At 68.6% G+C, this 21,537-nt stretch carries 17 protein-coding genes; 7 read left to right on the forward strand and 10 right to left on the reverse strand.

The window, feature by feature from the left end; genetic code table 11:
- Positions 1-412: 412 nt before the first annotated feature.
- Positions 413-2,983, reverse strand: coding sequence for a cyanophycin synthetase (cphA, locus tag AC6CR5_RS27760; RefSeq protein ID WP_006389414.1), 2,571 nt, complete (start codon positions 2,981-2,983; stop codon positions 413-415).
- Positions 2,984-3,045: 62 nt separating this feature from the next.
- Entirely contained in the window at positions 3,046-5,661 is a 2,616-nt protein-coding gene (gene cphA / locus AC6CR5_RS27765; RefSeq protein ID WP_241116725.1) for a cyanophycin synthetase, read from the reverse strand.
- 260 nt (positions 5,662-5,921) lie between these two features.
- Between cphA (AC6CR5_RS27765) and AC6CR5_RS27770 the strand changes: the two genes are divergently transcribed.
- Together AC6CR5_RS27770 and AC6CR5_RS27775 are read left to right on the forward strand one after the other, a co-directional pair.
- Entirely contained in the window at positions 5,922-8,207 is a 2,286-nt protein-coding gene (locus AC6CR5_RS27770) for a cyanophycin metabolism-associated ABC transporter (protein WP_020924614.1), read from the forward strand.
- A gap of 14 nt (positions 8,208-8,221) precedes the next feature.
- Positions 8,222-8,692, forward strand: a complete 471-nt coding sequence (locus AC6CR5_RS27775; protein WP_026383735.1) for a cyanophycin metabolism-associated DUF1854 family protein — start codon at positions 8,222-8,224, stop codon at positions 8,690-8,692.
- A 4-nt stretch (positions 8,693-8,696) separates the two neighbouring features.
- Here AC6CR5_RS27775 and AC6CR5_RS27780 read toward each other — a convergent pair whose 3' ends face one another.
- Positions 8,697-9,836 (reverse strand): GNAT family N-acetyltransferase, encoded by a 1,140-nt coding sequence (locus AC6CR5_RS27780; protein ID WP_053498451.1) that lies wholly within the window; start codon positions 9,834-9,836, stop codon positions 8,697-8,699.
- A gap of 119 nt (positions 9,837-9,955) precedes the next feature.
- On the opposite strand from AC6CR5_RS27780, the gene AC6CR5_RS27785 reads away from it, so the two are divergent.
- The 5 genes from AC6CR5_RS27785 (at position 9,956) to AC6CR5_RS27805 (ending at position 14,251) form a co-directional block, all read left to right on the forward strand.
- Complete coding sequence (locus tag AC6CR5_RS27785) at positions 9,956-10,798, forward strand: ferritin-like domain-containing protein (RefSeq protein ID WP_006389419.1); 843 nt, start codon at positions 9,956-9,958, stop codon at positions 10,796-10,798.
- Between the two features lie 4 nt (positions 10,799-10,802).
- On the forward strand, positions 10,803-11,519 hold the full coding sequence (locus AC6CR5_RS27790) for an MOSC domain-containing protein (RefSeq protein ID WP_241130972.1): 717 nt from the start codon (positions 10,803-10,805) through the stop codon (positions 11,517-11,519).
- Positions 11,516-12,709: a lytic murein transglycosylase gene (locus AC6CR5_RS27795; RefSeq protein ID WP_047992251.1), complete on the forward strand. Its 1,194-nt coding sequence runs from the start codon at positions 11,516-11,518 to the stop codon at positions 12,707-12,709. Before AC6CR5_RS27790 ends, AC6CR5_RS27795 begins: the two co-directional genes overlap by 4 nt.
- A gap of 119 nt (positions 12,710-12,828) precedes the next feature.
- A complete protein-coding gene (locus AC6CR5_RS27800) occupies positions 12,829-13,242 on the forward strand; it encodes a YidB family protein (protein ID WP_006384432.1) in 414 nt (137 codons plus the stop codon).
- A 136-nt stretch (positions 13,243-13,378) separates the two neighbouring features.
- Positions 13,379-14,251: a DUF4434 domain-containing protein gene (locus AC6CR5_RS27805; RefSeq protein ID WP_498085760.1), complete on the forward strand. Its 873-nt coding sequence runs from the start codon at positions 13,379-13,381 to the stop codon at positions 14,249-14,251.
- A 12-nt stretch (positions 14,252-14,263) separates the two neighbouring features.
- Here AC6CR5_RS27805 and AC6CR5_RS27810 read toward each other — a convergent pair whose 3' ends face one another.
- From AC6CR5_RS27810 to AC6CR5_RS27840, 7 genes are read right to left on the reverse strand one after another with little or no spacing between them, the layout of a single operon-like run.
- Positions 14,264-15,394: an acyl-CoA dehydrogenase family protein gene (locus AC6CR5_RS27810; protein ID WP_054471044.1), complete on the reverse strand. Its 1,131-nt coding sequence runs from the start codon at positions 15,392-15,394 to the stop codon at positions 14,264-14,266.
- 9 nt (positions 15,395-15,403) lie between these two features.
- The gene (locus tag AC6CR5_RS27815) at positions 15,404-16,084 is read right to left on the reverse strand and encodes an alginate O-acetyltransferase AlgF (protein ID WP_054496661.1); all 681 of its coding nucleotides are present in this window, start codon (positions 16,082-16,084) and stop codon (positions 15,404-15,406) included.
- Complete coding sequence (locus AC6CR5_RS27820; protein ID WP_049054062.1) at positions 16,081-17,556, reverse strand: AMP-binding protein; 1,476 nt, start codon at positions 17,554-17,556, stop codon at positions 16,081-16,083. Before AC6CR5_RS27820 ends, AC6CR5_RS27815 begins: the two co-directional genes overlap by 4 nt.
- Positions 17,557-17,577: 21 nt before the next feature.
- Positions 17,578-17,817 (reverse strand): acyl carrier protein, encoded by a 240-nt coding sequence (locus tag AC6CR5_RS27825; protein WP_054445434.1) that lies wholly within the window; start codon positions 17,815-17,817, stop codon positions 17,578-17,580.
- A 25-nt stretch (positions 17,818-17,842) separates the two neighbouring features.
- The gene (locus tag AC6CR5_RS27830; RefSeq protein ID WP_448684743.1) at positions 17,843-19,423 is read right to left on the reverse strand and encodes an MBOAT family O-acyltransferase; all 1,581 of its coding nucleotides are present in this window, start codon (positions 19,421-19,423) and stop codon (positions 17,843-17,845) included.
- Between the two features lie 6 nt (positions 19,424-19,429).
- Entirely contained in the window at positions 19,430-20,530 is a 1,101-nt protein-coding gene (locus tag AC6CR5_RS27835) for an alginate O-acetyltransferase AlgX-related protein (RefSeq protein ID WP_269888203.1), read from the reverse strand.
- 4 nt (positions 20,531-20,534) lie between these two features.
- On the reverse strand, positions 20,535-21,533 hold the full coding sequence (locus AC6CR5_RS27840; protein WP_006384425.1) for an alginate O-acetyltransferase AlgX-related protein: 999 nt from the start codon (positions 21,531-21,533) through the stop codon (positions 20,535-20,537).
- Positions 21,534-21,537: the final 4 nt, after the last annotated feature.

Consider the following 21,537-nt stretch of genomic DNA (forward strand, 5'->3'; position numbering starts at 1 on the left):
ACGTTACATCTGAGCAACGTCTTGAGCCGTTTTGAGCGGGGCAGGTAACGGACCCCTACCCGACGCAGGCCTACCCGACCCGCGCCTCGGGCGGGACGGCAATTGAGGCCGGCAGACGGGCCATCCGCGGCTGGCCGGGTGGCCGGGGCACCGGTATATTTGGGGCAGGTTCCACGCACGGGTTTGCTGCCCGCGTGGCCGGGCCCCCTTCACACAGAGAGGACATGCATGACGCAACGATTCCTTGGCACGATCCTGCTGGCGCTGGCCGCGATGGCGGCGCTCGGTTGCACCCACGTGACGGACCGGTACCAGGCGGCGGCACCCGACCTATCGGCCCGCGGCTGAAGGGCCGGGCAATGAACACGGGGCGCACAAGGCGCCCCGTTTTCATTCGGTCCCGCGACCGGGATCAGGCTTCGCGGATGCGTTGGGCGATGTGCGCCAGCGCTTCTTCCACCTGGTCCACCAGGATCAGGCACAGGTCGCCGGCGTTCAGGCGCGCCAACGCCGTGTCGATGGCCAGGAACTCGCCGTGGATCTCCTCGATGTGGCGAGTACGGCTGGCGTTGACCAGGCCTTGCTGCAACAGGGCCAGCACCTCGCCGTCGGCGCGGCCGCGCTGGCATTGATCCTGGTACAGCAGCACGTCGTCGAAGGCTTCGCCCAGGATCTCGGTCTGCATGCGGATGTCTTCGTCGCGGCGGTCGCCGGCGCCGCTGATGACCACCGAGCGGCGCTTGGCCGGCATGGCGTCGACGGCGCGCACCAGCGCCAGGATGGCATCCGGGTTGTGGCCGTAGTCCGCGATCACGGTGGCGCCGCGATAGTCGAACACGTTGAAGCGGCCTGGCGCGGTCTGGGCGTCGTTGACGAAAGTCGCCAGGCCGCGGCGCACGATGCTCCAGTCCAGGCCCAGCGCCCAGGCCGCGGCGATCGAGGCCATGGCGTTTTCGACCTGGAACACGATGGTGCCGTTGCGCGTGAGCGGAATCTCGGCCAGCGGGAAGCGGGTTTCCTCGCCGCCCTGGGCCGCGACGATGGCGTCGCCGTCGCGGTAGACCACGCGCAGGCCCTGGGCGCGGTGCGTGGCCATCACCGGGTGGTTGCGGTCCTCGGCGAAGTAGGTGATCGAGCCGGGGCAGCTGGAGGCCATTTCCGCGACGATGGGATCGGCGGCGTTGAGCACGGCGGTGCCGCTCGGATGCACGTGCTGCACGATCACGCGCTTGACCACGGCCAGGTCTTCGACGGTGCTGATGTAGCCCAGCCCGAGGTGATCGCCCATGCCGATGTTGGTGACGATGGCGACGTTGCAGCGGTCGAAGGCCAGGCCTTCGCGCAGGATGCCGCCGCGCGCGGTCTCGAACACGGCGGCGTCGACGTCCGGGTGCATCAGCACGCTGCGGGCGCTGCGCGGGCCGCTGCAGTCGCCGGTGTCGATGCGCAGGTTGTCGACGTAGACGCCGTCGGAGTTGGTCATGCCGACGCGGTTGCCGGCCGTGCCCAGGATGTGGGCGGTCAGGCGCACCGTGGTGGTCTTGCCGTTGGTGCCGGCCACCGCCACCACCGGGATGCGGCCGTCGTCGCCATCGGCGTACATGTTGGCGATGATGGCTTCGCCCACGGCGCGGCCCTTGCCGAAGGAGGGGTTCAGGTGCATGCGCAGGCCGGGCGCGGCGTTCACTTCCACCACGCCGCCGTTCTGGTCTTCGAGCGGGTAGTGCACGCTTTCGGCCACCACGTCGACGCCGCAGATGTCCAGGCCGATCATGCGGGCCGCGGAGACCGCGCGCGCCGCCATCTCGGGGTGCACTTCGTCGGTCACGTCGGTGGCCGAGCCGCCGGTGCTGAGGTTGGCGTTGTTGCGCAGGAAGATCAGGGTGCCCGGGGCGGGCACCGAATCGGCGTCGAAGCCCTGCTTTTTCAGCGTGGCCAGCGCGATGTCGTCGAAGCGGATCTTGGTGAGCGACGTGGCGTGGCCGTCGCCGCGCAGCGGGTCGGCGTTGACCTGGTCGACCAGTTGGCGGATGGTGTGCACGCCGTCGCCGGTCACCTGCGGCGGATCGCGGCGCGAGGCCGCGACCAGCGCGCCGCCCACCACCAGCAGGCGGAAGTCGTGGCCGGGGATGTAGCGCTCGACGATGACTTCGGAGCTGATCTCCTCGGCCACTTCGAAAGCCTGGATCACGCGCTCGCGCGTCTCGATGTTGACCGCCACGCCGCGGCCCTGGCTGCCGTCGCGCGGCTTGACCACCACCGGGCCGCCCAGCTCCTGGGCCGCGGCCCAGGCGTCTTCGGCCGTGGTGACCGAGCGGCCCAGCGGCACGGGCACGCCGGCCGCGTCCAGCAGCATCTTGGTCAGGTCCTTGTCCTGCGCGATCGATTCGGAGATGGCGCTGGTCAGGTCGGTTTCGGCGGCCTGGATGCGGCGCTGCTTGCTGCCCCAGCCGAACTGCACCATGCTGCCTTGCGTCAGGCGGCGGTAGGGAATGTTGCGGGCGGTGGCGGCGTTGACGATGGAGCCGGTGCTGGGGCCCAGGCGCACGTCCTCGTCCAGCTCGCGCAGGCGCTTGAGGGCGTCGGCCAGGTCGAACGGCGCATCGTCCAGCGCCGCCTGCACCAGCTGCTGCGCCAGGTCCATGGCCAGGCGGCCGACTTCTTCCTCGCTGTATTCCACCACCACCTGGAACACGCCGGGCTCGATGGTGGATGAGGTGCGGCCGAAGGTGACGGGGCAGCCGGCGTAGGCCTGCAGCGTCAGGGCGACGATCTGCAGCACATGCGCGATCGAGACGGCGCCCTGGTGGCCCTCGGGACGCAGCAGGCCGGTCTGCGGCAGCCGCGCGCGCAGGCGCGCTTCGAAATCGGGCAGGTTGTCGATGGAGCATTCGGCGTCGGCGCACGACACGATGGCTTCGATCGCCGTGTTCTTGCTCCACAGGTTGGGGCCGCGCAGCGCTCGGATACGGGAAACTTCCATGGCAGGTATTCCTGTCTAGCTTGCGCGCGCCGGCGGCGATGGCCGTGGCGCGCGCGATGATGTCAGTGTTGCTGGATCCAGCGGCGGACGAGATCGATGGTGGGGCCGGAGAAGGCTTCGTCGGATTGCAGCAGCACGAAGTCGCCCGCGGCGATGCCGGACAGCTGGCTCTCGATGGCCTTGCCGTGGTCCGGCTCGTCGATGATCTGCTTTACGCGGCTGCCTTGTTCCAGTCCCTGGCGCAGCAGCGCGCGCGCCTGGCCGGCGGGACGCTTGCTGGTGACGGTGGCGTCGTCGTACAGCACCACGCGGTCGAAGGCGTCGCCCAGCAGCCTGCCCTGCTCGATCAGGTCCGCGTCGCGGCGGTCGGCGCCGGCCGAATAGACGGCGGCGCGCGTGGTCGACGGGAATTGGTCGATGGCGGCGATGAGCGGGCGCAGCGCGGAGGCGTTGTGGACGTCGTCCACCACCACGGTGCTGCCGTTGCGCTCGAACAGCGTGAACTGCCAGGGCGCGTCGGCCTGGTCGATGTCGAAGGTCTCGATGCCGGCGCGGATCAGTTCGACCGGAATGTCGAGCGCCCACGCGGCGCCGACGGCGGCCAGCACGTTCTCGACCTGGAAGGCGACGCGGCCGCCATGGGTAAGCGGAATCGCGGCGACGTCGGCCAGGCGCTCTTCGTGGGCGCCCTGGGCGAGCACGATGCCGCCGTCGCGCACGAACACGGCGCGGCCCTCCTGTTGCAGGTGGGCGGTGATGGCGGGCAGGGCGGGATCGATGCCGAAGAAGATCACGGCGCCGTCGGACAGCTCGGCCATTTCCACCACGCGCGGATCGCGCGCGTTGAGCACGGCGGCGCCCGTCGGCAGCACCACGTCGACCTGGGTGCGGAACACGTTGAACATGCGTTCCGTTTCATTGATGTCGAAGTCGCCGAGATGGTCGGCGTCGTCGATGTTGGTGACCACGCCGACCTGGCAGCGGTCGTAGGCCAGGCCCTGGCCGAGGATCACGCCGCTGTCGTTCTCGATGACGGCGGCATCGACGTTGCGGTTCATCAGCACGCGCGTGCCGGAGGCGAAGTCGGCGCGGTCGCCTTTCTGCACCAGGCGGCGGTCCAGGTACAGGCCTTCGCTGCAGGCCAGGCCAGTGCGCTTGCCCGACAGGTGCAGAAGGCGCGCGACCAGGCGCGCGACCACGGTCTTGCCGTTGGTGCCGGTGACGCCGACGATGGGGATGCGGCCGGCGTCGCCTTCGGGAAACAGGTGATCGACGATGGCGCGGCCGACCGGGCGCGGGGTGCCGTCGGCCGGCTTCAGGTGCATCAGCAAGCCGGGGCCGGCGTTGACTTCGACGATGGCGCCGCGCTGTTCGTCCAGCGGACGTGAGATGTCCGCGGCCACCAGGTCGACGCCCGCGATGTCCAGGCCGACCACGCGGGCCGCCAGGGTCACGGTGGCGGCGACGCTGGGGTGCACGCGGTCGGTGACGTCGAAGGCGACGTTGCCGCTGCGCTGCACCAGCACGCGCTGGCCATCGGCCGGCACGCTGTCTTCGGACAGGCCCTGGCGGGCGATCTCGAGGCGCGCGGCCGAATCCAGCCGCACCGGGTTGAGCGGGTGGTTTTCGGTGCGGCCGCGGCGCGGGTCGGTGTTGATCTGGCTGTCGATCAGTTCGGTGATGGTGGATTTGCCGTCGCCCGTGACCCAGGCCGGCTCGCCGGCGGCGGCGGCCACCATGCGGTTGCCGACCACCAGCAGGCGGTGTTCGTTGCCCAGCACGAAGCGTTCGACGATGACGCCGCTGCCTTCGTCGACCGCGACGCGGTAGGCGGAAACCACTTCTTCGCGGGTGGTCAGGTTGGTGAAGACGCCGCGGCCGTGGTTGCCGTCGTACGGCTTGACCACCACCGGCAGGCCGATGTCCTCGGCGGCTGACCAGGCGTCGTCCTCGCTGTCGACCAGCCGGCCTTCCGGCACCGGCACGCCGCAGGTCGAGAGCAGTTCCTTGGTCAGGTCCTTGTCGCGCGAAATGCCTTCGGCGATGGCGCTGGTGCGGTCGGTCTCGGCCGTCCAGATGCGGCGCTGGCGCGAGCCGTAGCCGAACTGCACCAGGTTGCCCTCGAACAGGCGGATGTAGGGGATGTCGCGGTCGTCGGCGGCATCGACGATGCAGGCGGTGCTGGGACCCAGGCAGTGCTTGTCGACCAGCCGGCGCAGGCGCGCCACGGCGGCGTCCACATCGAACGGGCGGTCTTCGATGGCGGCCATGACCAGGTCGCGGCCTTCGTTCAGGGCGGTGCGGGTGACCTGTTCCTGCCAGGCGCGCACGACGACCTTGTAGACGCCGCGGGTGGAGGTTTCACGGGCCTTGCCGAAACCGCCGCGCAGGCCGGCGAGGTTCTGCAATTCCAGGGTGACATGCTCGAGAATGTGGCCGGGCCAGGTGCCTTCCTTGACGCGCGACAGGAAACCGCCGCGCACGCCCGGGCTGCAGCGGTGCTCGATCAGGGTAGGCAGCCAGGCGGTCAGCCGCTCGTAGAAGCCGGGGATCGTGTTGGAGGGGTAGTCCTCCAGCTCGCCGATGTCCACCCACGCCTCAAGTACCGGACGGTACGTCCAAATGTTCGGGCCGCGCAAAGCCACGACATCGAGAAATTCAATGTCTTTCTTTTTCATGTTTTAATTTACTTGAGAAGCAGGTTGGCACGCGCGGACGCCCCTATGCAAGACCGCGAATTTATTGGGGTTGCGCCTTAAGAATAATGCCAACGAGTGGGGGATCCCAGATATTCCTAATTAGAAAAATCGGCTGATACTATACGACGCCTTCAAAGGCGTGAACTCGTTGTGTTGTAAGGAAGGGACACGTTTCCAACCCGGGGTTGGGAAGCCGTCGCCGCCTTGTAGGGCAGAGTCCTGGCCCGGTATGCGTTCCAATGAAAAAAACACACCTGCTTTCCGGCCTAGCCGAAGCCTTTCCTGCCCGCTGGCGGGATGAATTCCGCGCAGAACTGGCGGAGGGCGAAACCCTGCTGGCCTGGCTCGAAATAGACCTGGACCAGCGCCTGAAGTTCCGTCCGGGCCTGGTCGCGGTGACCGACCGCCGCCTGATCGCCCGCAATCCCGCCGATACCGGCTGGGAAGCCTGGCCCTATGGCCCTCAACTGTCCCTGAATCTTTCCGACCACGCCGGCGCCGCCGTGCTGGAATTGCACGACGACAGCGCCCGCCTGGGCGTCTGGCGCTTCACCCTGGCCTGCAATCCGGCCGCGCTGCGGCTGCTGGGCCAGTTCGAGGCGCAGCAGGCCATCCGCCTGTCCGGCCACCAGGAGGCGGCGCCGGGCGAACGCCAGTGCACCATCTGCAATAACGTCATTCCCGCCGGCCAGGACGAATGCCCCACCTGCAACCAGGAACAGGCATCCCCATCCACCACCTGGGCGCTGCTGCGCCTGTGGCGTTTCGCGCGGCCATACCGCCTGCCGTTGCTGGCCGGTTTCCTGCTGACCCTGCTGGGCACCGCGGCGACCCTGGTGCCGCCGTACCTGACCATGCCGCTGATGGACGACGTGCTGATCCCGTTCCAGAACGGCGCGCCGATCGACTATGGCAAGGTGCGCCTGTACCTGGGCGGACTGCTTGGATCCGCCATCCTGGCGTGGGGCCTGGGCTGGGCCCGCACCTACATCCTGGCCTGGGTCAGCGAGCGCATCGGCGCCGACCTGCGCACCACCACTTATGAGCACCTGCAGCAGCTGTCGCTGGAGTATTTCGGCGGCAAGCGCACCGGCGACCTGATTTCCCGCATCGGCAGCGAGACCGACCGCATCTGCGTGTTCCTGTCGCTGCACCTGCTGGACTTCGCCAACGACATCCTGATGATCACCATGACCGCGGCGATCCTGGTGTCGATCAATCCGTGGCTGGCGCTGGTCACGCTGGTGCCGCTGCCGTTCATCATCTGGATGATCCACGCGGTGCGCGACCGCCTGCGCCATGGCTTCGAGAAGGTCGACCGCATCTGGTCGGAGATCACCAACGTGCTGGCCGACACCATTCCCGGCATCCGCGTGGTCAAGGCCTTTGCCCAGGAAAAGCGCGAAGTGGCGCGTTTCCGCGAGGCCAACAACCGCAACCTGGAGGTGAACGACCGCGTCAACACCACCTGGTCGCTGTTCTCGCCCACGGTCACCTTGCTGACCGAGGTCGGCCTGCTGGTGGTGTGGATCTTCGGCATCTGGCAGGTGTCGCAGAAGCAGATCACGGTGGGCGTGCTGGCGGCCTTCCTGGCGTACATCGGGCGCTTCTACACGCGGCTGGACTCGATGAGCCGCATCGTGTCGGTGACGCAGAAGGCAGCCGCTGGCGCCAAGCGCATCTTCGACATCCTGGATCACGTGTCGAGCGTGCCGGAGCCGCAGAACCCGGCCAAGCTGCCGCAGATCAACGGCCGCATCGAATTGCGCGACGTCGGTTTCCGCTACGGCAACCGCCAGGTCATCCGCGGCCTGGACCTGAGCATCGCGCCCGGCGAGATGATCGGCCTGGTGGGCCACAGCGGCTCGGGCAAGAGCACCCTGATCAACCTGATCTGCCGCTTCTATGATGTGTCGGAAGGCGCGATCCTGGTGGACGGCGCCGACATCCGTTCGGTGCGGGTGGCCGACTATCGCCGCAACATCGGGCTGGTGCTGCAGGAACCCTTCCTGTTCTTTGGCACCATCGCCGAGAACATCGCCTACGGCAAGCCGGACGCCACCCGCGACGAGATCGTGGCGGCGGCCCGCGCCGCCCATGCCCATGAATTCATCCTGCGGCTGCCGCATGGCTACGATTCGCTGGTCGGCGAACGCGGCCAGGCGCTGTCCGGCGGCGAGCGCCAGCGCATCTCGATCGCGCGCGCGCTGCTGATCGATCCGCGCATCCTGATCCTGGACGAAGCCACGTCGTCGGTGGACACCACCACCGAGAAGGAAATCCAGAAGGCGCTCGACAATCTGGTGCGCGGGCGCACCACCATCGCCATCGCCCACCGCCTGAGCACCTTGCGCAAGGCCGACCGGCTGGTGGTGCTGGACCGCGGCCAGATCGTGGAGCAGGGCCCGCACGAGGAACTGATGGCGCGTGAAGGCGCCTACTACCGGCTGTACCAGGCGCAGGCGCGCCAGAACGAGGCCGACGCGCAGGCCTCCGGCAGCGAAGACATGGCCGCCGTGGCCTGAGCGAGATAACCGTCATGACGCTTCCCGTTTTCCAGCTGCGACGCAATGCGTTCGGGCGTTTGGTGTTCCAGGGCGCCGACGGCGTCGCGCACGAAGGCGTGATTCCGGTGCGGGCCTTTCCGATCAGCGAGGCCGATCGCGGATTGTCGCTGGTGACTGGCGAAGGCCGCGAACTGCTGTGGATCGAGCGGCTGGCCGACGTGCCCGCCGCCGAACGCGCCCTGATCGAAGAGGAACTGGCCGGGCGGGAATTCATGCCCGAGATCCGCAAGCTGGCCAGCGTGTCCACCTTCGCCACGCCCAGCGTCTGGAAGGTGGAGACCGACAAGGGCCCCACCAGTTTCACGCTGCGCGGCGAGGAGGACATCCGGCGCCTGAACCCGCAGACGCTGCTGATTGCCGACAGCCACGGCATCTTCTACCTGGTGCGCGACATCCTGTCGCTCGACAAGCACAGCCGCAAACTGCTGGACCGCTTCCTTTGAGCGGTCAATCCGCCGCCGCGCGCTTGAACGGCGTGTGGGCCTCGAGTTCGCCCAGGTAGTCGTCGACCGCGGCGGTTTCCTCATCGAGAAAGTGCTGGATCGCGGCCGCGAAGCGCGGATCGGCGACCCAGTGCGCCGACCAGGTGGGCGTGGGCAGCAAACCGCGCGCCATCTTGTGCTCGCCTTGCGCGCCGCCCTCGAAACGCGCCATGCCGTGGGCGATGCAGTAGGCGATGGCCTGCATATAGCAGGTTTCGAAGTGCAGCCCCGGCACGTATTCCGTCGCGCCCCAATACCTTCCGTACAGCGTGTCGCCGCCCGCCAGGTTCAGGGCCGCCGCCACCGGCTGGCCGTCGCGTTCGGCCAGGATCAGCACGAAGGCGTCGGGCTGGTCGCGATAGGCGCGCAGGAAGAATTCGCGGCTCAGGTAGGGCGGATTGCCGTGGTTGAAGTAGGTGTGGCAATAGCACTGGTGGAAGAAATCCAGTTCGGCCGTGTCGATCTGCGCGCCGCGCAGCCAGCGGAACGCCAGCCCGGCCTGCGCCACCTTCTTGCGGTCCTGGCGGATCTTCTTGCGCTTGTCGTGGCTCATGGTGGCCAGGAAGGCGTCGAAGTCGGCGTAGCCGGGGTTGGTCCAGTGGAACTGCACGCTTTCGCGCACCATGAAGCCGGCCTCGCGCAGGGCGCGCAGGTCGTCCGCGGCCGGAAACAGCAGGTGCAGCGACGACACCTGGATTTCTTCGGCGAAGGCGACCAGCCCGCGCACCAGCGTGTCGCGGTCCTCGTCGCTGGCGGCCAGCAGGCGCGGGCCCGAGACCGGGGTGAACGGCACCGCCGCCAGCAGCTTGGGGTAGTAGCGCAGGCCGTGGCGCTCGAAGGCGTCGGCCCAGGCGTAGTCGAACACGTACTCGCCGCGCGAATGCGATTTCAGGTAGAGCGGCACGGCGCCCGCCAGCGCATCGCCGCGCCACAGCATCAGGTAGTGCGGCGACCAGCCGGTGCGCGGCGCGGCACAGCCGCTGTCGTGCAGCGCATGCAGGAAGGCATGCCGCAGGAACGGCTGGTCGCCTGCCAGGGCGTCCCACTGGCGGGCGTCGATGCGGGACAGGTCGGTCTCGATGGTCAGGCGTAGCGGCGAATCCATGCACGAATGATAAAGTCTTCACTGGCGCGCGGTGCGCGGCACCTGATGAGCGCGCAGGGTTATTGCGTATGGTCATGGTCTTGCGTGCGGCCCCGAGCCGTTTCGCGGCGGAAATTTTCATGGATAGCAATTCAATCGTCGCCCCGGGCGGCAATGAACCTCGCGCAGGCGGCATGGCTTGCCTGCGGGCGGCGGCGCTGGAGGCGCTGGCCGCCGTCGGCTGGGCCGACAAGCTGGCGCGGGTGCGCGCCATCGGCGACCAGGCGCCGCTGGATTGCGCGCGCCACTACGTTGCCCATGGCGCGCTGCCGGGGCGGCCCGCCGTGCCCGTGCTGGTGTCGCCGTCCGAGGTGCCGCAGCGTTCCATGGCCACGCTCGAGGGCCGCGCGGCGCTGCTGCACGCCCTGGCGCATATCGAATTCAACGCGGTCAACCTGGCGCTGGACATCCTCTGGCGTTTCGCCGGCATGCCGGACGCCTTCTACCGCGACTGGCTGCGCGTGGCGCGCGAAGAGGCCACCCACTTCGAGCTGCTGAACCAGCGCCTGGCCGACCTGGGCTACGCCTACGGCGATTTTCCCGGCCATGACGGGCTGTGGGAAATGGCCGAACGTACCCGCGACGACCTGCTGGCCCGGTTGGCGCTGGTCCCGCGCACGCTGGAGGCGCGCGGGCTGGACGCCTCGCCACTGATCCGCAACAAGCTGGCGGGCGCCGGCGACGCGCGCAGCGCGGCCATCGTCGACATCATCCTGCGCGACGAGATCGGCCACGTGGCGATCGGCAATCATTGGTACAAGCTGCTGTGCGCGCGGCAGGGCAGGGAGCCGGTCGCCTGTTACGCCGAACTGGCCAGCCGCTACAACGCGCCGCGCTTGCGCGGCCCCTTCAACCTGGCGGCGCGCCGCGCCGCGGGTTTCGACGAGGCCGAACTGGCTGCCCTGCAGGCGGATCGAGGATGACGGCATGGAAATCGTGATCGACGCGCTGCTGGCGGGGGCGGTGCGCCCGCTGGGGGATTCCGGCCGCGACAGCGGCATCGACAAGCATCCGGTCGAAGGGCCGTTGTGGCTCGGCCTGGAGGGGTTGCGCGGTGACGAACAGGCGGACCGCCGCTTTCACGGCGGCCCGGAGAAGGCGCTGCATCACTATGCCCGCGAGCACTATCCCGCATGGCTGCGGGAACTGGGCGAACGCGCCGTCCTGCGCGCCCCGGGCGCGTTCGGTGAAAATCTCTCCACTTACGGCATGACCGAACAAGACGTCTGCGTGGGCGACACGTACGCGCTGGGCGGGGCGCTGATACAGGTATCCCAGGCACGCCAGCCATGCTGGAAGCTGAACCACCGTTTCGCGCACCCGGGCATGTCGGCCCAGGTGCAGGCCAGCGGCAAGACCGGCTGGTACTACCGCGTGCTGCGCGAGGGTTGGCTGGCGCCGGGCGATACGCTGTCGCTGCGCGACCGCCCCCATCCACAATGGTCGCTGGCCCGCATTCAGGACATTCTCAACCGCCGGGTGCTGGACGTGCCGACGCTGGCCGAGCTGGCGGCGCTGCCGGCGTTGTCGCCCAACTGGCGCGCGCTGTTCGAGAAGCGCGCCCGGCTGGGCCAGGTCGAAGACTGGCAGCGGCGCCTGCAGGGCGACCCGGCCGACGCTTCCACGGGAACTCCTTCGACATGAAAATCCGCTACGCCGCGTCGCTGGCCGCCCTGGCGCTGACGCTGTCCACTTCCGCGCAGGCCGCCGACGCGTTCGCGACCTGCCTGGCCGGCCTGCGCGCGCCCGCGGCCAAGGCCGGCGTGTCCGGCGCCACTTTCGCCACGCACACCGCCAACCTGGCGCCCGACATGGCCGTGATCGGCCTGCTGGACGCCCAGCCGGAATTCAAGACGCCGATCTGGGACTACATGGCGGCGCTGGTCGACGACGAGCGCGTCGCCGACGGCAAGGAAGGTATCGCGCGCTGGCGCGCCGAACTCGATCGCGCCGCATCGCGCTATGGCGTGGATCCCGCCACCATCGCGGCGGTGTGGGGCGTCGAGAGCAATTACGGCCGGACGCTGGGCGGCCGGCCGCTGCTGACGTCGCTGTCGACGCTGTCGTGCTTCGGCCGCCGGCAGGCGTACTTCCGCGGCGAGTTCTACGCCACGCTCAAGATCATCCAGGACGAGCACATCGACCCAGACAAGCTCAAGGGGTCCTGGGCGGGGGCCTTTGGCCAGACCCAGTTCATGCCGTCGACCTACCTGCGGCTGGCGGTGGATTTCGACGGCGACGGCCGCCGCGACCTGATCGACAGCGTGCCGGACGCGCTGGCGTCCACGGCCAATTTCCTCAAGCGGGCCGGTTGGAACAGCGGTCTGGACTGGGGCTATGAGGTCAGGCTGCCCGCGGGCCTGGCCACGGCCGGCGCCGGGCGCAAGAACAAGCGGCCGCTGTCGTCCTGGCGCGGCCAGGGCGTGACGCGGGTCGACGGGACGCCGTTGCCGCCGGGAGAGACCCCGGCAGGCCTGTTGCTGCCGGCCGGGCCCACGGGGCCGGCCTTCCTGGTGACGCGCAACTTCGATGCGCTGTACTCGTACAACGCGGCCGAGAGCTACGCCCTGGCGATCGCGCACCTGTCGGACCGCCTGCGCGGCGGCGGGCCGCTGGCGCAGGCCTGGCCGACGGACGATCCCGGCCTGTCGCGGGCCGAGCGGCGCGAATTGCAACGGCTGCTGATTGCCCGTGGCTATGAATTGGGCGAACCCGATGGCATGATCGGCGAACGCACGCGCGAGGCGCTGCGGGCGGCGCAGCGCGCCCTGGGCCTGCCGGCCGATGGCCGCGCCGGCCAGAAGGCGCTGCGGGCCCTGCGCGAGGCGGCCTGAGGCGCGGCCGGCGCGCCAAAGGACAAGTTTTGCAAAGATCGGGGCCGGTATCCTTTGGATGACGGAATGCGCGGCGTCATGGGCCTATACTGGATTTCCGATTTTCCTGGAGCACGGCGATGAGTCTATTGGATACCCTGGCCTCGATGGCTGGCGGCGGTCAGCAAGGGGGCTCGGCCTCGTTGCTGCCGGCCTTGATCGAACAACTGAACAAATACCCCGGCGGCCTGTCCGGCCTGATCGCCAGCTTCCAGCAGGGCGGCCTGGGTGAAATCGTCGCGTCATGGATCGGCAAGGGCCAGAACCTGCCGGTCAGCGCCGATCAGCTTGGCCGGGTGCTGGATCCCGGCGTGGTCAACGAACTGGCCGCCAAGACCGGGCAGGACACCGGTTCGGTGCTGGGCTCGCTGTCCGCGCTGCTGCCGCAGCTGGTCGACAAGGCCACGCCCGAGGGCGCCGTCGAGCCGGGCCAGTCCTTCAATCCGACCGACCTGCTGGCTTCGCTGTCCGGCCTGTTCGGCAATCGCGGCTGATCCGGCAAGGGGCCTTTCCCTGACGCGCCCGCGGCTTCAATCGCTGGCGCGCCGCCGCCTGCTGCAGGCGGCGGCGCTGGGCGCGCTTGCGCCCCTGGCGGCCTGCGCGCCGCCGATCTCGCTGAACGCGACCTTTCTGCAACTGTGGCTCAGCCATCTCGACCTGACGCGCGATGAATGGCGGCGCCGTATCGCCATCTACCGGCGGCTGGGTTGCCGCGAGATTTTCCTGCAATGGGTCGGCCTGGAAGGCGGCCGGCCAGATGACTGGATGGCGCCGCGGTCGATGCTGGATGCCATCTTCGACGAAGCCGACCGTAGCGGCCTGGGCGTGCATGTGGGCCTGCCCTACGATCAGCGCTGGTGGAACATGCTGGCCGCGCCCGACGACGCGGCGCTGGCGGCCTACCTTGACCACACCCGCGATCGCGGCGTTGCCTACATGCGCGCGGCCGCCTGGCCCGAGCGCCGCAATTTCCGCGGTTGGTATGTGCCGTACGAACTGGAGCAGTACAACTGGGCCCGGCCGGAGCGCCAGGCGCTGCTGGTGCCATGGCTGGACGCTTTCACCCGCGCCTCGCTGGCCAGCTGCCATCGCATCCCGTCGGTCTCGACCTACCATAGCCGGCTCGGCGGCACCGGCTCGTTGATGCAACTGTGGTCACGGGTGCTGGACGAAGTGCGCATCCATCCGATGATCCAGGACGGCGTGGGCGTGGCGGGCCTGGCCAACTACCAGGCGCTGGAGCCGCTGCACGACATGTTGCTCAAGCGCCGCGCCGCGTTCGACCTGGTCATGGAGCTGTTCGAGGAATTGCCGTCGGGCAAGACGGACGGCACCACGTTCAAGGCGCGCTCGGCCGATTTCAACCGGGTCAGGCAGCAATGGGACGTGGCCCGCGGCTACGGCGCCAAGCGCATCGTGGCATTCACCCTCGACCCTTGGGTCATCGGCGACACGCCGGAGGCCCGCGCGTTGATAGACGCCTGGATGGCCGCGCGCGTCTGACGCCACGCGGCTTCAGGCGAAGCCGCGGCCGATGATTTCCCGCATGATTTCACTGGTGCCGCCGAACAGGCGCAGGGCGCGCGCGTCGGCCCAGGCGCGGCCGATGCCGTATTCGGCCATGTAGCCATAGCCGCCATAGAGCTGCAGCAGGTCATCCAGGATGGCGCCCTGCATTTCGGTGGCATTGAGCTTGGCGATCGCCGCCCGCGTGGCGTCGAGTTCGCCGGCCATGTGCATTTCCAGGCAGTCGTCCAGGAACACCCGCAGCATGGTGGCCTGCGCGCGGGCGCTGGCCAGCTTGAAGCGCGAGTTCTGATAGTCGATGACGCGGCGGCCGAAGACTTTGCGGTTGCGGGTGTACTCGGCGGCTTCGTCGATCATGCCTTCGAGCGAGGCGCCGGCGCGCAGCGCGATCGCCAGGCGCTCGCGCGCGAGTTCCTGGGTCAGGTATTCGAAGGCGTTGTTCTCGCGCCCCAGCAGGCAATCGACGGGCAGGCGCAGCCCGTCGAAATAGAGCTCGCAGGTGTCCTGGCAATGCTGGCCGATCTTGCTCAGCGGCGTGCCTTTGGTGAAGCCGGGCTGGCCTTCCTCGACGCAGAACAGCGACAGGCCGCGCGCGCCCAGGTCGGGATCGGTGCTGGCCAGCACGATCGCCAGGCCGGCATTGACGCCGTTGGTGATGAAGGTCTTCTGGCCGTCCAGGACGTAGTGGTCGCCGTCGCGGCGCGCGCGCGTGCGCACCGCCTTCAGGTCGCTGCCCGCGCCCGGTTCGGTCAGGGCGATCGCGCCTATGATGTCGCCGCGCGCCATGGCGGGCAGCCAGCGTTCCTTCTGCGCGGTGGTGCCGAAGGCGTCCAGATACGGCGCCACCATGTCGGAATGGATCGAGAATCCGATGCCGAGGAAATTCGCGCGCGCCAGTTCCTCGATCACGACGGCGGCATGGCCGAAATCGCCGCCGGCACCGTAGGGTTCGGGCAGGGCGCAGTTGAGCAGGCCTTCCGCGCCGGCGCGGCGCCACAGCGAGCGCGGCACGATGCCGGCCTTTTCCCATTCGGCGTAGTGCGGCGCGATCTCCTGGGCGACGAAGCGCCGGACCTGGTCGCGAAAGAGTTCGTGGTCGTCCCGGAATACGCGGCGCATGCGGCCTCCTTACTTGCCGTAGGGGTCCGTGGCGCTGGCCTGGCCGTGCAGGGTGGGCGCGGTGGCGCTGCCGGTCAGGAACAGGCTGTAGTGATCGCCGGGTTGCAGGGCCGGCAGGGCCAGCGAGGGCGAGAGCACGGTGCCGCAGCCCGCCGCCAGCGTGGCGCTGACGGGGTTGATGGCGCGCGCCATCGATGCGCCCGGCTTGACGTCCTGGAACAGCGTGGGGCCGGTCGGGCTCACCTCGAGCTTGGCGCCGGGACAATCGGCCGCCAGGTTGTAGAAGCGCAGCTCGGCCTTGAGCGCGTCCTGGGCGCCATTGCTGTCGTCGATGGCCGTGTAGCTGACATTGACGCCGTCGCGCCGCACCACCAGCGTGGTGAAGGTGTCGGGCTTGACCTGCAGGCTGGCCGCCGGCTTGCCGTCGATCAGCAGGTTGAACGGCTGGTTGCCCTTGACGATGGCGTAGGTGCTGGCGGGCTGGGTCGGGCTGATTTCCTGCGACGGACCGTTGGCGATCTGCACGCGCACGGGACCCGTTTCGGGATTGACGACCCGCACGAACGATGAGCCGGCCGGCGGACGGGCGGCATACAGCTGGGCGAGCACGCCTTCGGCCTGCGTGGCGGCGCTGGCGCTGGCCAGCGCCAGCGTCAATGCCAGGATGGGGAAATGGGTGCGACGGATCATGCTTGCGGCTCCGGTTTCTTGCTGAGGCGGGCGTCGAGATACATGCGCTCGAGCTGCTTGCGGTCGGCCTTGTCGGTGCTGGTCGTCGGGAAGCGGTGGCAGGCCACCAGTTCGGACGGGATCATGTAGGGGGGCAGCTTGCGGCCCAACAGGGCTTTCCAGTCCGCCAGCGCGGCGGGCAGCGGCTGCAGGCCCGCGGCTCCGGGCTCGGCCGGTTCGACGAATCCTATGAGACGGATGATAGCGCCATCGGGCCGCCGCAGCGCGACCGTGGCGCCCGCGCGCGCGCCGGGCAGGGCGGCGATGGCGGCATCGATCTCGGCCAGTTCGATGCGGTAGCCGTGCAACTTGATCTGGTCGTCGATGCGGCCGCGGAACGTCACCAGGCCGCGCGCATCGATCTCGCCCAGGTCGCCGCTGCGATAGCCGCGCTTGCCATTGCGCGTGAACATGCGCGAGGCGTTCAGGTCCGGGCGATTGAGGTAACCGCGCATGACGTGGTCGCCGGCAATGCTGATTTCGCCGTTCTCGATGAAGACCTCGGCATACGGCTTGGCGCGGCCGATGGGAAAAGGGTTGGGCGCTTCGGCACGCAGGGCGGGGTCGATCTCGACCCAGGTAGTGGAGCAGGTGGCCTCGGTGGGGCCGTACGAGTTGATGATGCGAACGTCCGGAAAACGCTGCCACAGTTCCTCGGCCAGCGTCGGCGTGAGCGACTCGGCGCCGAATACGAAGGCGCGCAGCCGCGGCAGGTGGGCGTGGTCGAAATCCGGGTTGAACAGCTGCTGGCGCACGAACGACGGCGTCGAGGCCCAGACGTTGATGCCGGTGTCGGCCAGGTATTGCACGAAGCGGTCGCGCTGCGCGATCGTCTCGCGCGGGCACAGCACGCAGGCGCCGCCCAGTTCCAGCGCGCCGACCCAGTTGAACAGCGAGAAGTCGAAGCTGAACAGCATCTGGTCCATGAACGCGGGCGCCGGGCCGAGGTTCAGGCAGTCGCGGATCCAGCCTGCGAAGAGGGTGACGCTTTCGCGGCCGATCTGCACACCCTTGGGGTCGCCGGTGCTGCCCGAGGTGAACATGATGTAGGCCAGTCCGGCCTCGGCCAGCGGCGCGGGGCTGGCGCAACCGGCGGCGAAGGTGTTGGCCTGGGCGTCGTAGCGCAGGCCGGCGCGCACCAGTTCGCCGATGCGGGCGATGCGTTCGGGCGGGTTGATGACGTCGACCGGCACGAAGGGCACCCGCAGCCGCAGGCACCCCAGGATCGCCACCAGGAAGGCGGCTTCCTTGTGGCCGGAGATCACCAGCGGCACGCCGGCGGTGACCCCGGCGCGCAGCGCGTCCTGTTCCCAGGCCTGCGTGGCGGCGCGCAGCGCTGCCCAGGTCAACGCGCCCTGCGCGTCGACCACCGCGATGGCGTCGGCAGCGACGGCCGTATCGGCGAAATCGTAGGCGTTGAAATCGAAACGCATGATGCTGCCCCCAGGAAGACGTCAGGCGCGCGCGTGCTCCGCGATGAAGGTCGCCAGCGTGTGCACCGACTCCAGGTGCACGTCGATCTCGGTCGGCGGGATCTTGCAGCCGAACTGGCGTTCCACCGCCAACGCCACGTCCACCGCGGCCAGCGAATCCACCAGCCCGGATTCGATCAGCAGGGTATCGGGATCGACCTTGGTGAGGATGATGCCTTCGATCAGGTCGGCCACCTTGGCTTCGATATCGTTGATGTCCATAGCGTACTCCGCGACCGCGCCGCGGTCAGAATTGGAAATAGAGGAACCGGGTTTCCTTGTGCAGGTTGACCAGGCAGAAGAACAGCAGGGCCAGCATCGCGGCCAGCCAGGGCAGGTTGGGACGCCAGCGCATCCAGGGCGAAGGCGCTTCCTGCGGCTTGAACAGCGCCGGCGAGTAGCGGCCCAGGATCTGGTGCGCATTGGGCGCGAACCAGGCGATGCCCAGCAGCACCACAGCATAGATCAACTGCAGGTGGTGGCCGACCAGCACGCGCCAGGCATCGCCCCAGGCCAGGCCGCTGACGTGGGTGGCGAGGTCCAGCGTTTCCATGCCGCGCAGGCCGATCATGCCCTGCATCAGCAGCATGGCGTCGCCGACCCCGTGGGCGCGGAAGAACGCTTGCGCCACCAGCACCGCGACAAAGGTCAGCAGCACGCAGGCGGCTCGCTTGACCACGTTCAGGTTGCGCGCGGCGGCGGGCTTGCGGCCCACCACGAAGATGCGCCAGGCGTGGTTCACCGACAGGTACATGGCGTGCAGCAGGCCGAATACCAGGAACTGGAAGCCGGCGCCGTGCCAGACGCCGGCCAGCGCCATCGTGAACAGCGTCGGCGTGACGATGCTGGCCAGGAAGCCGCCCACCGTGGCCACGCCCTGCGCCCCGACGGGCAGATTGCGATCGGCGCGCCATTTCGAAATGGCCATGGCCACCGGGTAGTAGAGATAGGCGGTCAGGTAGCGTGTGAGTGTCATGTGCCAACGCGCCCAGAATTCGATGATGCTGCCCGCCTTGTAGGGCGAGTTGAAATTCAGCGGGAAGCGGATGCCGAACATCTTGGCCAGGCCTAGCGCCATGTCCGAATAGCCGGAGAAGTCGAAATACAACTGCAAGGCATAGCACAGGCTGGCGCCCCACGAGCCCCAGAACTGCAGTTCGCCAGGCGCGGCGAAACCGGCATCGGCGTAAGGCGCGATGCCATCGGCCAGCAGCACTTTCTTGGCCAGGCCGATCACGAACAGCATGCCGCCCACCGACAGGTTCTCGGCCTTGAAGCGGTAATTCTCGGGCTGCGCGAACTGCGGCATCATCTCCTTGTGATGCAGGATCGGGCCGGCGATCAGATGCGGGAAGAAGGTCACGAACAGCACGTAGCTGAGCAGGCTGCGTTCCTTGACCACGCCCGCGCGGCAATCCAGCAGGTAGCCGATCTGGGTGAAGGTGAAGAACGAAATGCCCAGCGGCAGGATGATCGCGTCCATGGTCGAACTGGTCATGCCCAGGTCGGTCAGGAAATTGAGCAGCGTCGCGAAGTATTTGTAGTGGAACAGCAGCGCCAGGTCGGCGCCCACGCCCAGTCCCACGATCAGCCCCTGCAACCGGGGCCGTGCCGCGGTGTGCAGGATCAGCAGGCTGACCAGGAAGTTGAAGGCGATCGAACCCGCCAGCAGCACCACGAACTGCGGGTTCCACCAACCGTAGAAGACGAACGAGGTCAGGCACAGCCACAATGCCGCCAACCGCAGATTGAAGCGGCCCGCGCCGTAGTACACGGCCAGCGTGATGGGCAGGAAGATCAGCAGGAACAGGTAGGAGTTGAATAGCATCTTCGGTCAGGGCAGTCGGGCCAGCACGGATTTCTCGTCGTCGGTCAGCGGCAGCGACAGCGCCATTTCCGAAAACTCCCATATCACCAGCTTCAGGCTCTTGGGCCATTGCTCGCGCTGCTTGAGGGCCACCAGCAAGGCCCCGGAAAACTGCCCGCCATCCAGGCTCAGGTTCCAGACCTCGCGCCCCAGTCCCATGCCCAGCCGCTCGGCGAAATTGCTGCGGCGGCCGTTGGAGCTGCCGGCCAGCAACACCTCCACCGGTGGGGTGTCATCGAGCAGCCCGCCGCCGCGCACCGGTTCGATCTTCTGCGGCGCCGCCAGGTCCAGCTCGGGACGCCAGCCAGGTCGTGCCTGCTCCAGCCCTGCCAGCACGATCAGGTCGCCCATGCGCGGCTGCGGCGCACCCGCGGGATCTTCCTTGAAGGCCTGGGTGCCGGAGCCGCCCAGCAGCGGCAGGGCGGCCTGCGCCACGCGCGCGGCCGCGGCCTGCGCGCCGGCGGCGTTCATGTGCACGTCGGTGCGGAAGTAGCGCGGCGCTTCGGCCTGTGCCAGGGCGTCGCGCAGATCGACGAACGGCACGCCCTGCGCATGCAGGGCGGCATTCCAGTCGTCCAGCGTGCGCCGCATCGGCAGCGAGACGGTCTGGCCGCACAGGTGATCGGCCTCGATGCGCGACTTGTCGGGCACCACCACCACCAGCAGCCGCACCTGCCGCTGGCGCAGTTGTTCGACCCAGTGGCGCATCAGGCGCAGGCGCTCATCGAAGACATGCACCCCGGGTTGCGGCCGCAGGCCGTCACGGTAGAACAGCCATTGCGGGCAGCCCATGGCCACCTGCTCGCCCAGGTCGCCGAGCAGGCGGTAGCGGATCGCGGCATTCCAGGTGTTGACCGCGCCCTGCGCCGGCAGCCGCAGCGACTGGTTCAGCACGGTCCCCGCGGTGCCGTTCATCCAGGCCGTGGGCGCGACGTCGGCGGCCCCCAGCCTGGCTTGCGCCAGGCACCAGGCGCCCCAGCCCAGGCCGAGCGCCAGCAGCACGCCGATCACGATCGCGTTGCGCCGATGGCCCGTCTCGGGCGGCGCCGCCTTGTCGGGTTGCGCCACGGCGCTATTGCCCCACCGCCGCCTTCATGCGGCCGCGCCAGGCGTCGGCGGTCATGATGGAGGCGTTGTCCCACAGCCCCTTGGCATCGGGGCCCTGCGCATAGGTGGGCTCGAACATCTGCCACACCAGCACCTGCGGCCTGTTCTGCTTGAAGGCGGGCGACTCCAGGTATTCCAGCAGCATGATCCAGTGGCCGACGTTGCCGGGCTTCCAATTCACGGAAACCGGGCGATCCAGCAGATTGGACAGCTTCTGCGGAAAGCCGAAGTAGGGTTGCACCATGCTGTGGCCGGTCACGTGCACCGGGGCGGGCGCGTCATCGATCAGGCTCTGGTTGTCGGCCTGGCGGCGCACGGTGAAGGTCTCGCGCCCCGCCTGCTTGCGCTGTTCGGGCGTCAGGAACAGTTCGGCCAGATCGCCATAGCGGCGTTCGTTGACCACGCTGCCCAGCGCCATGCCGGTGCCCGGCTTGCCGGCCAGCGTCTTCACGTCCTGCCTGATGCGCTGGGCCAGGGCCTCGGCGGTGGCGTCGGCGGCGGCCTGGGTCCAGTGCTGGTCCGTGCGATAAAACACATCCTGGCCGCCATCCTTCAGGCGGCGCAGCACGGCCTCGTCGTCGATGGTGGAGATGCCGGCGGCCTTGAGCTTGTCCTGTATGGTCTGGTAGCGCTTCCTGACATCGGCGCTCAGCGTCGTGCCGTCCGGCAGCTTGTCCTGGTAGAACAGCGTTTTGTCTGGCAGTACCAGCACTTCCAGCTGGACGCCCCTGGCGGCGAGCGCGTCGCGGGTTTCGCGCACCAGCTGGGTGGCGGCGTCGATGCCACGCGTATCCACCTGGGTCAGGCTGCCCCAGCCCGGGAACAGCCAGTTGTCCTTGCCCTGGATGACGATGGACGAGGCTCGCTGCGCCTGGGCGCCCGCGGCGGCCAGCGCCAGCAGCAAGCCGCACAGGGCCGACGCCAGGCGCGGGCGGCGGGGCAGGGGGCGGATAGCGGTAGTCATGTTT

The organism is Achromobacter sp. EG18 (assembly GCF_059759395.1).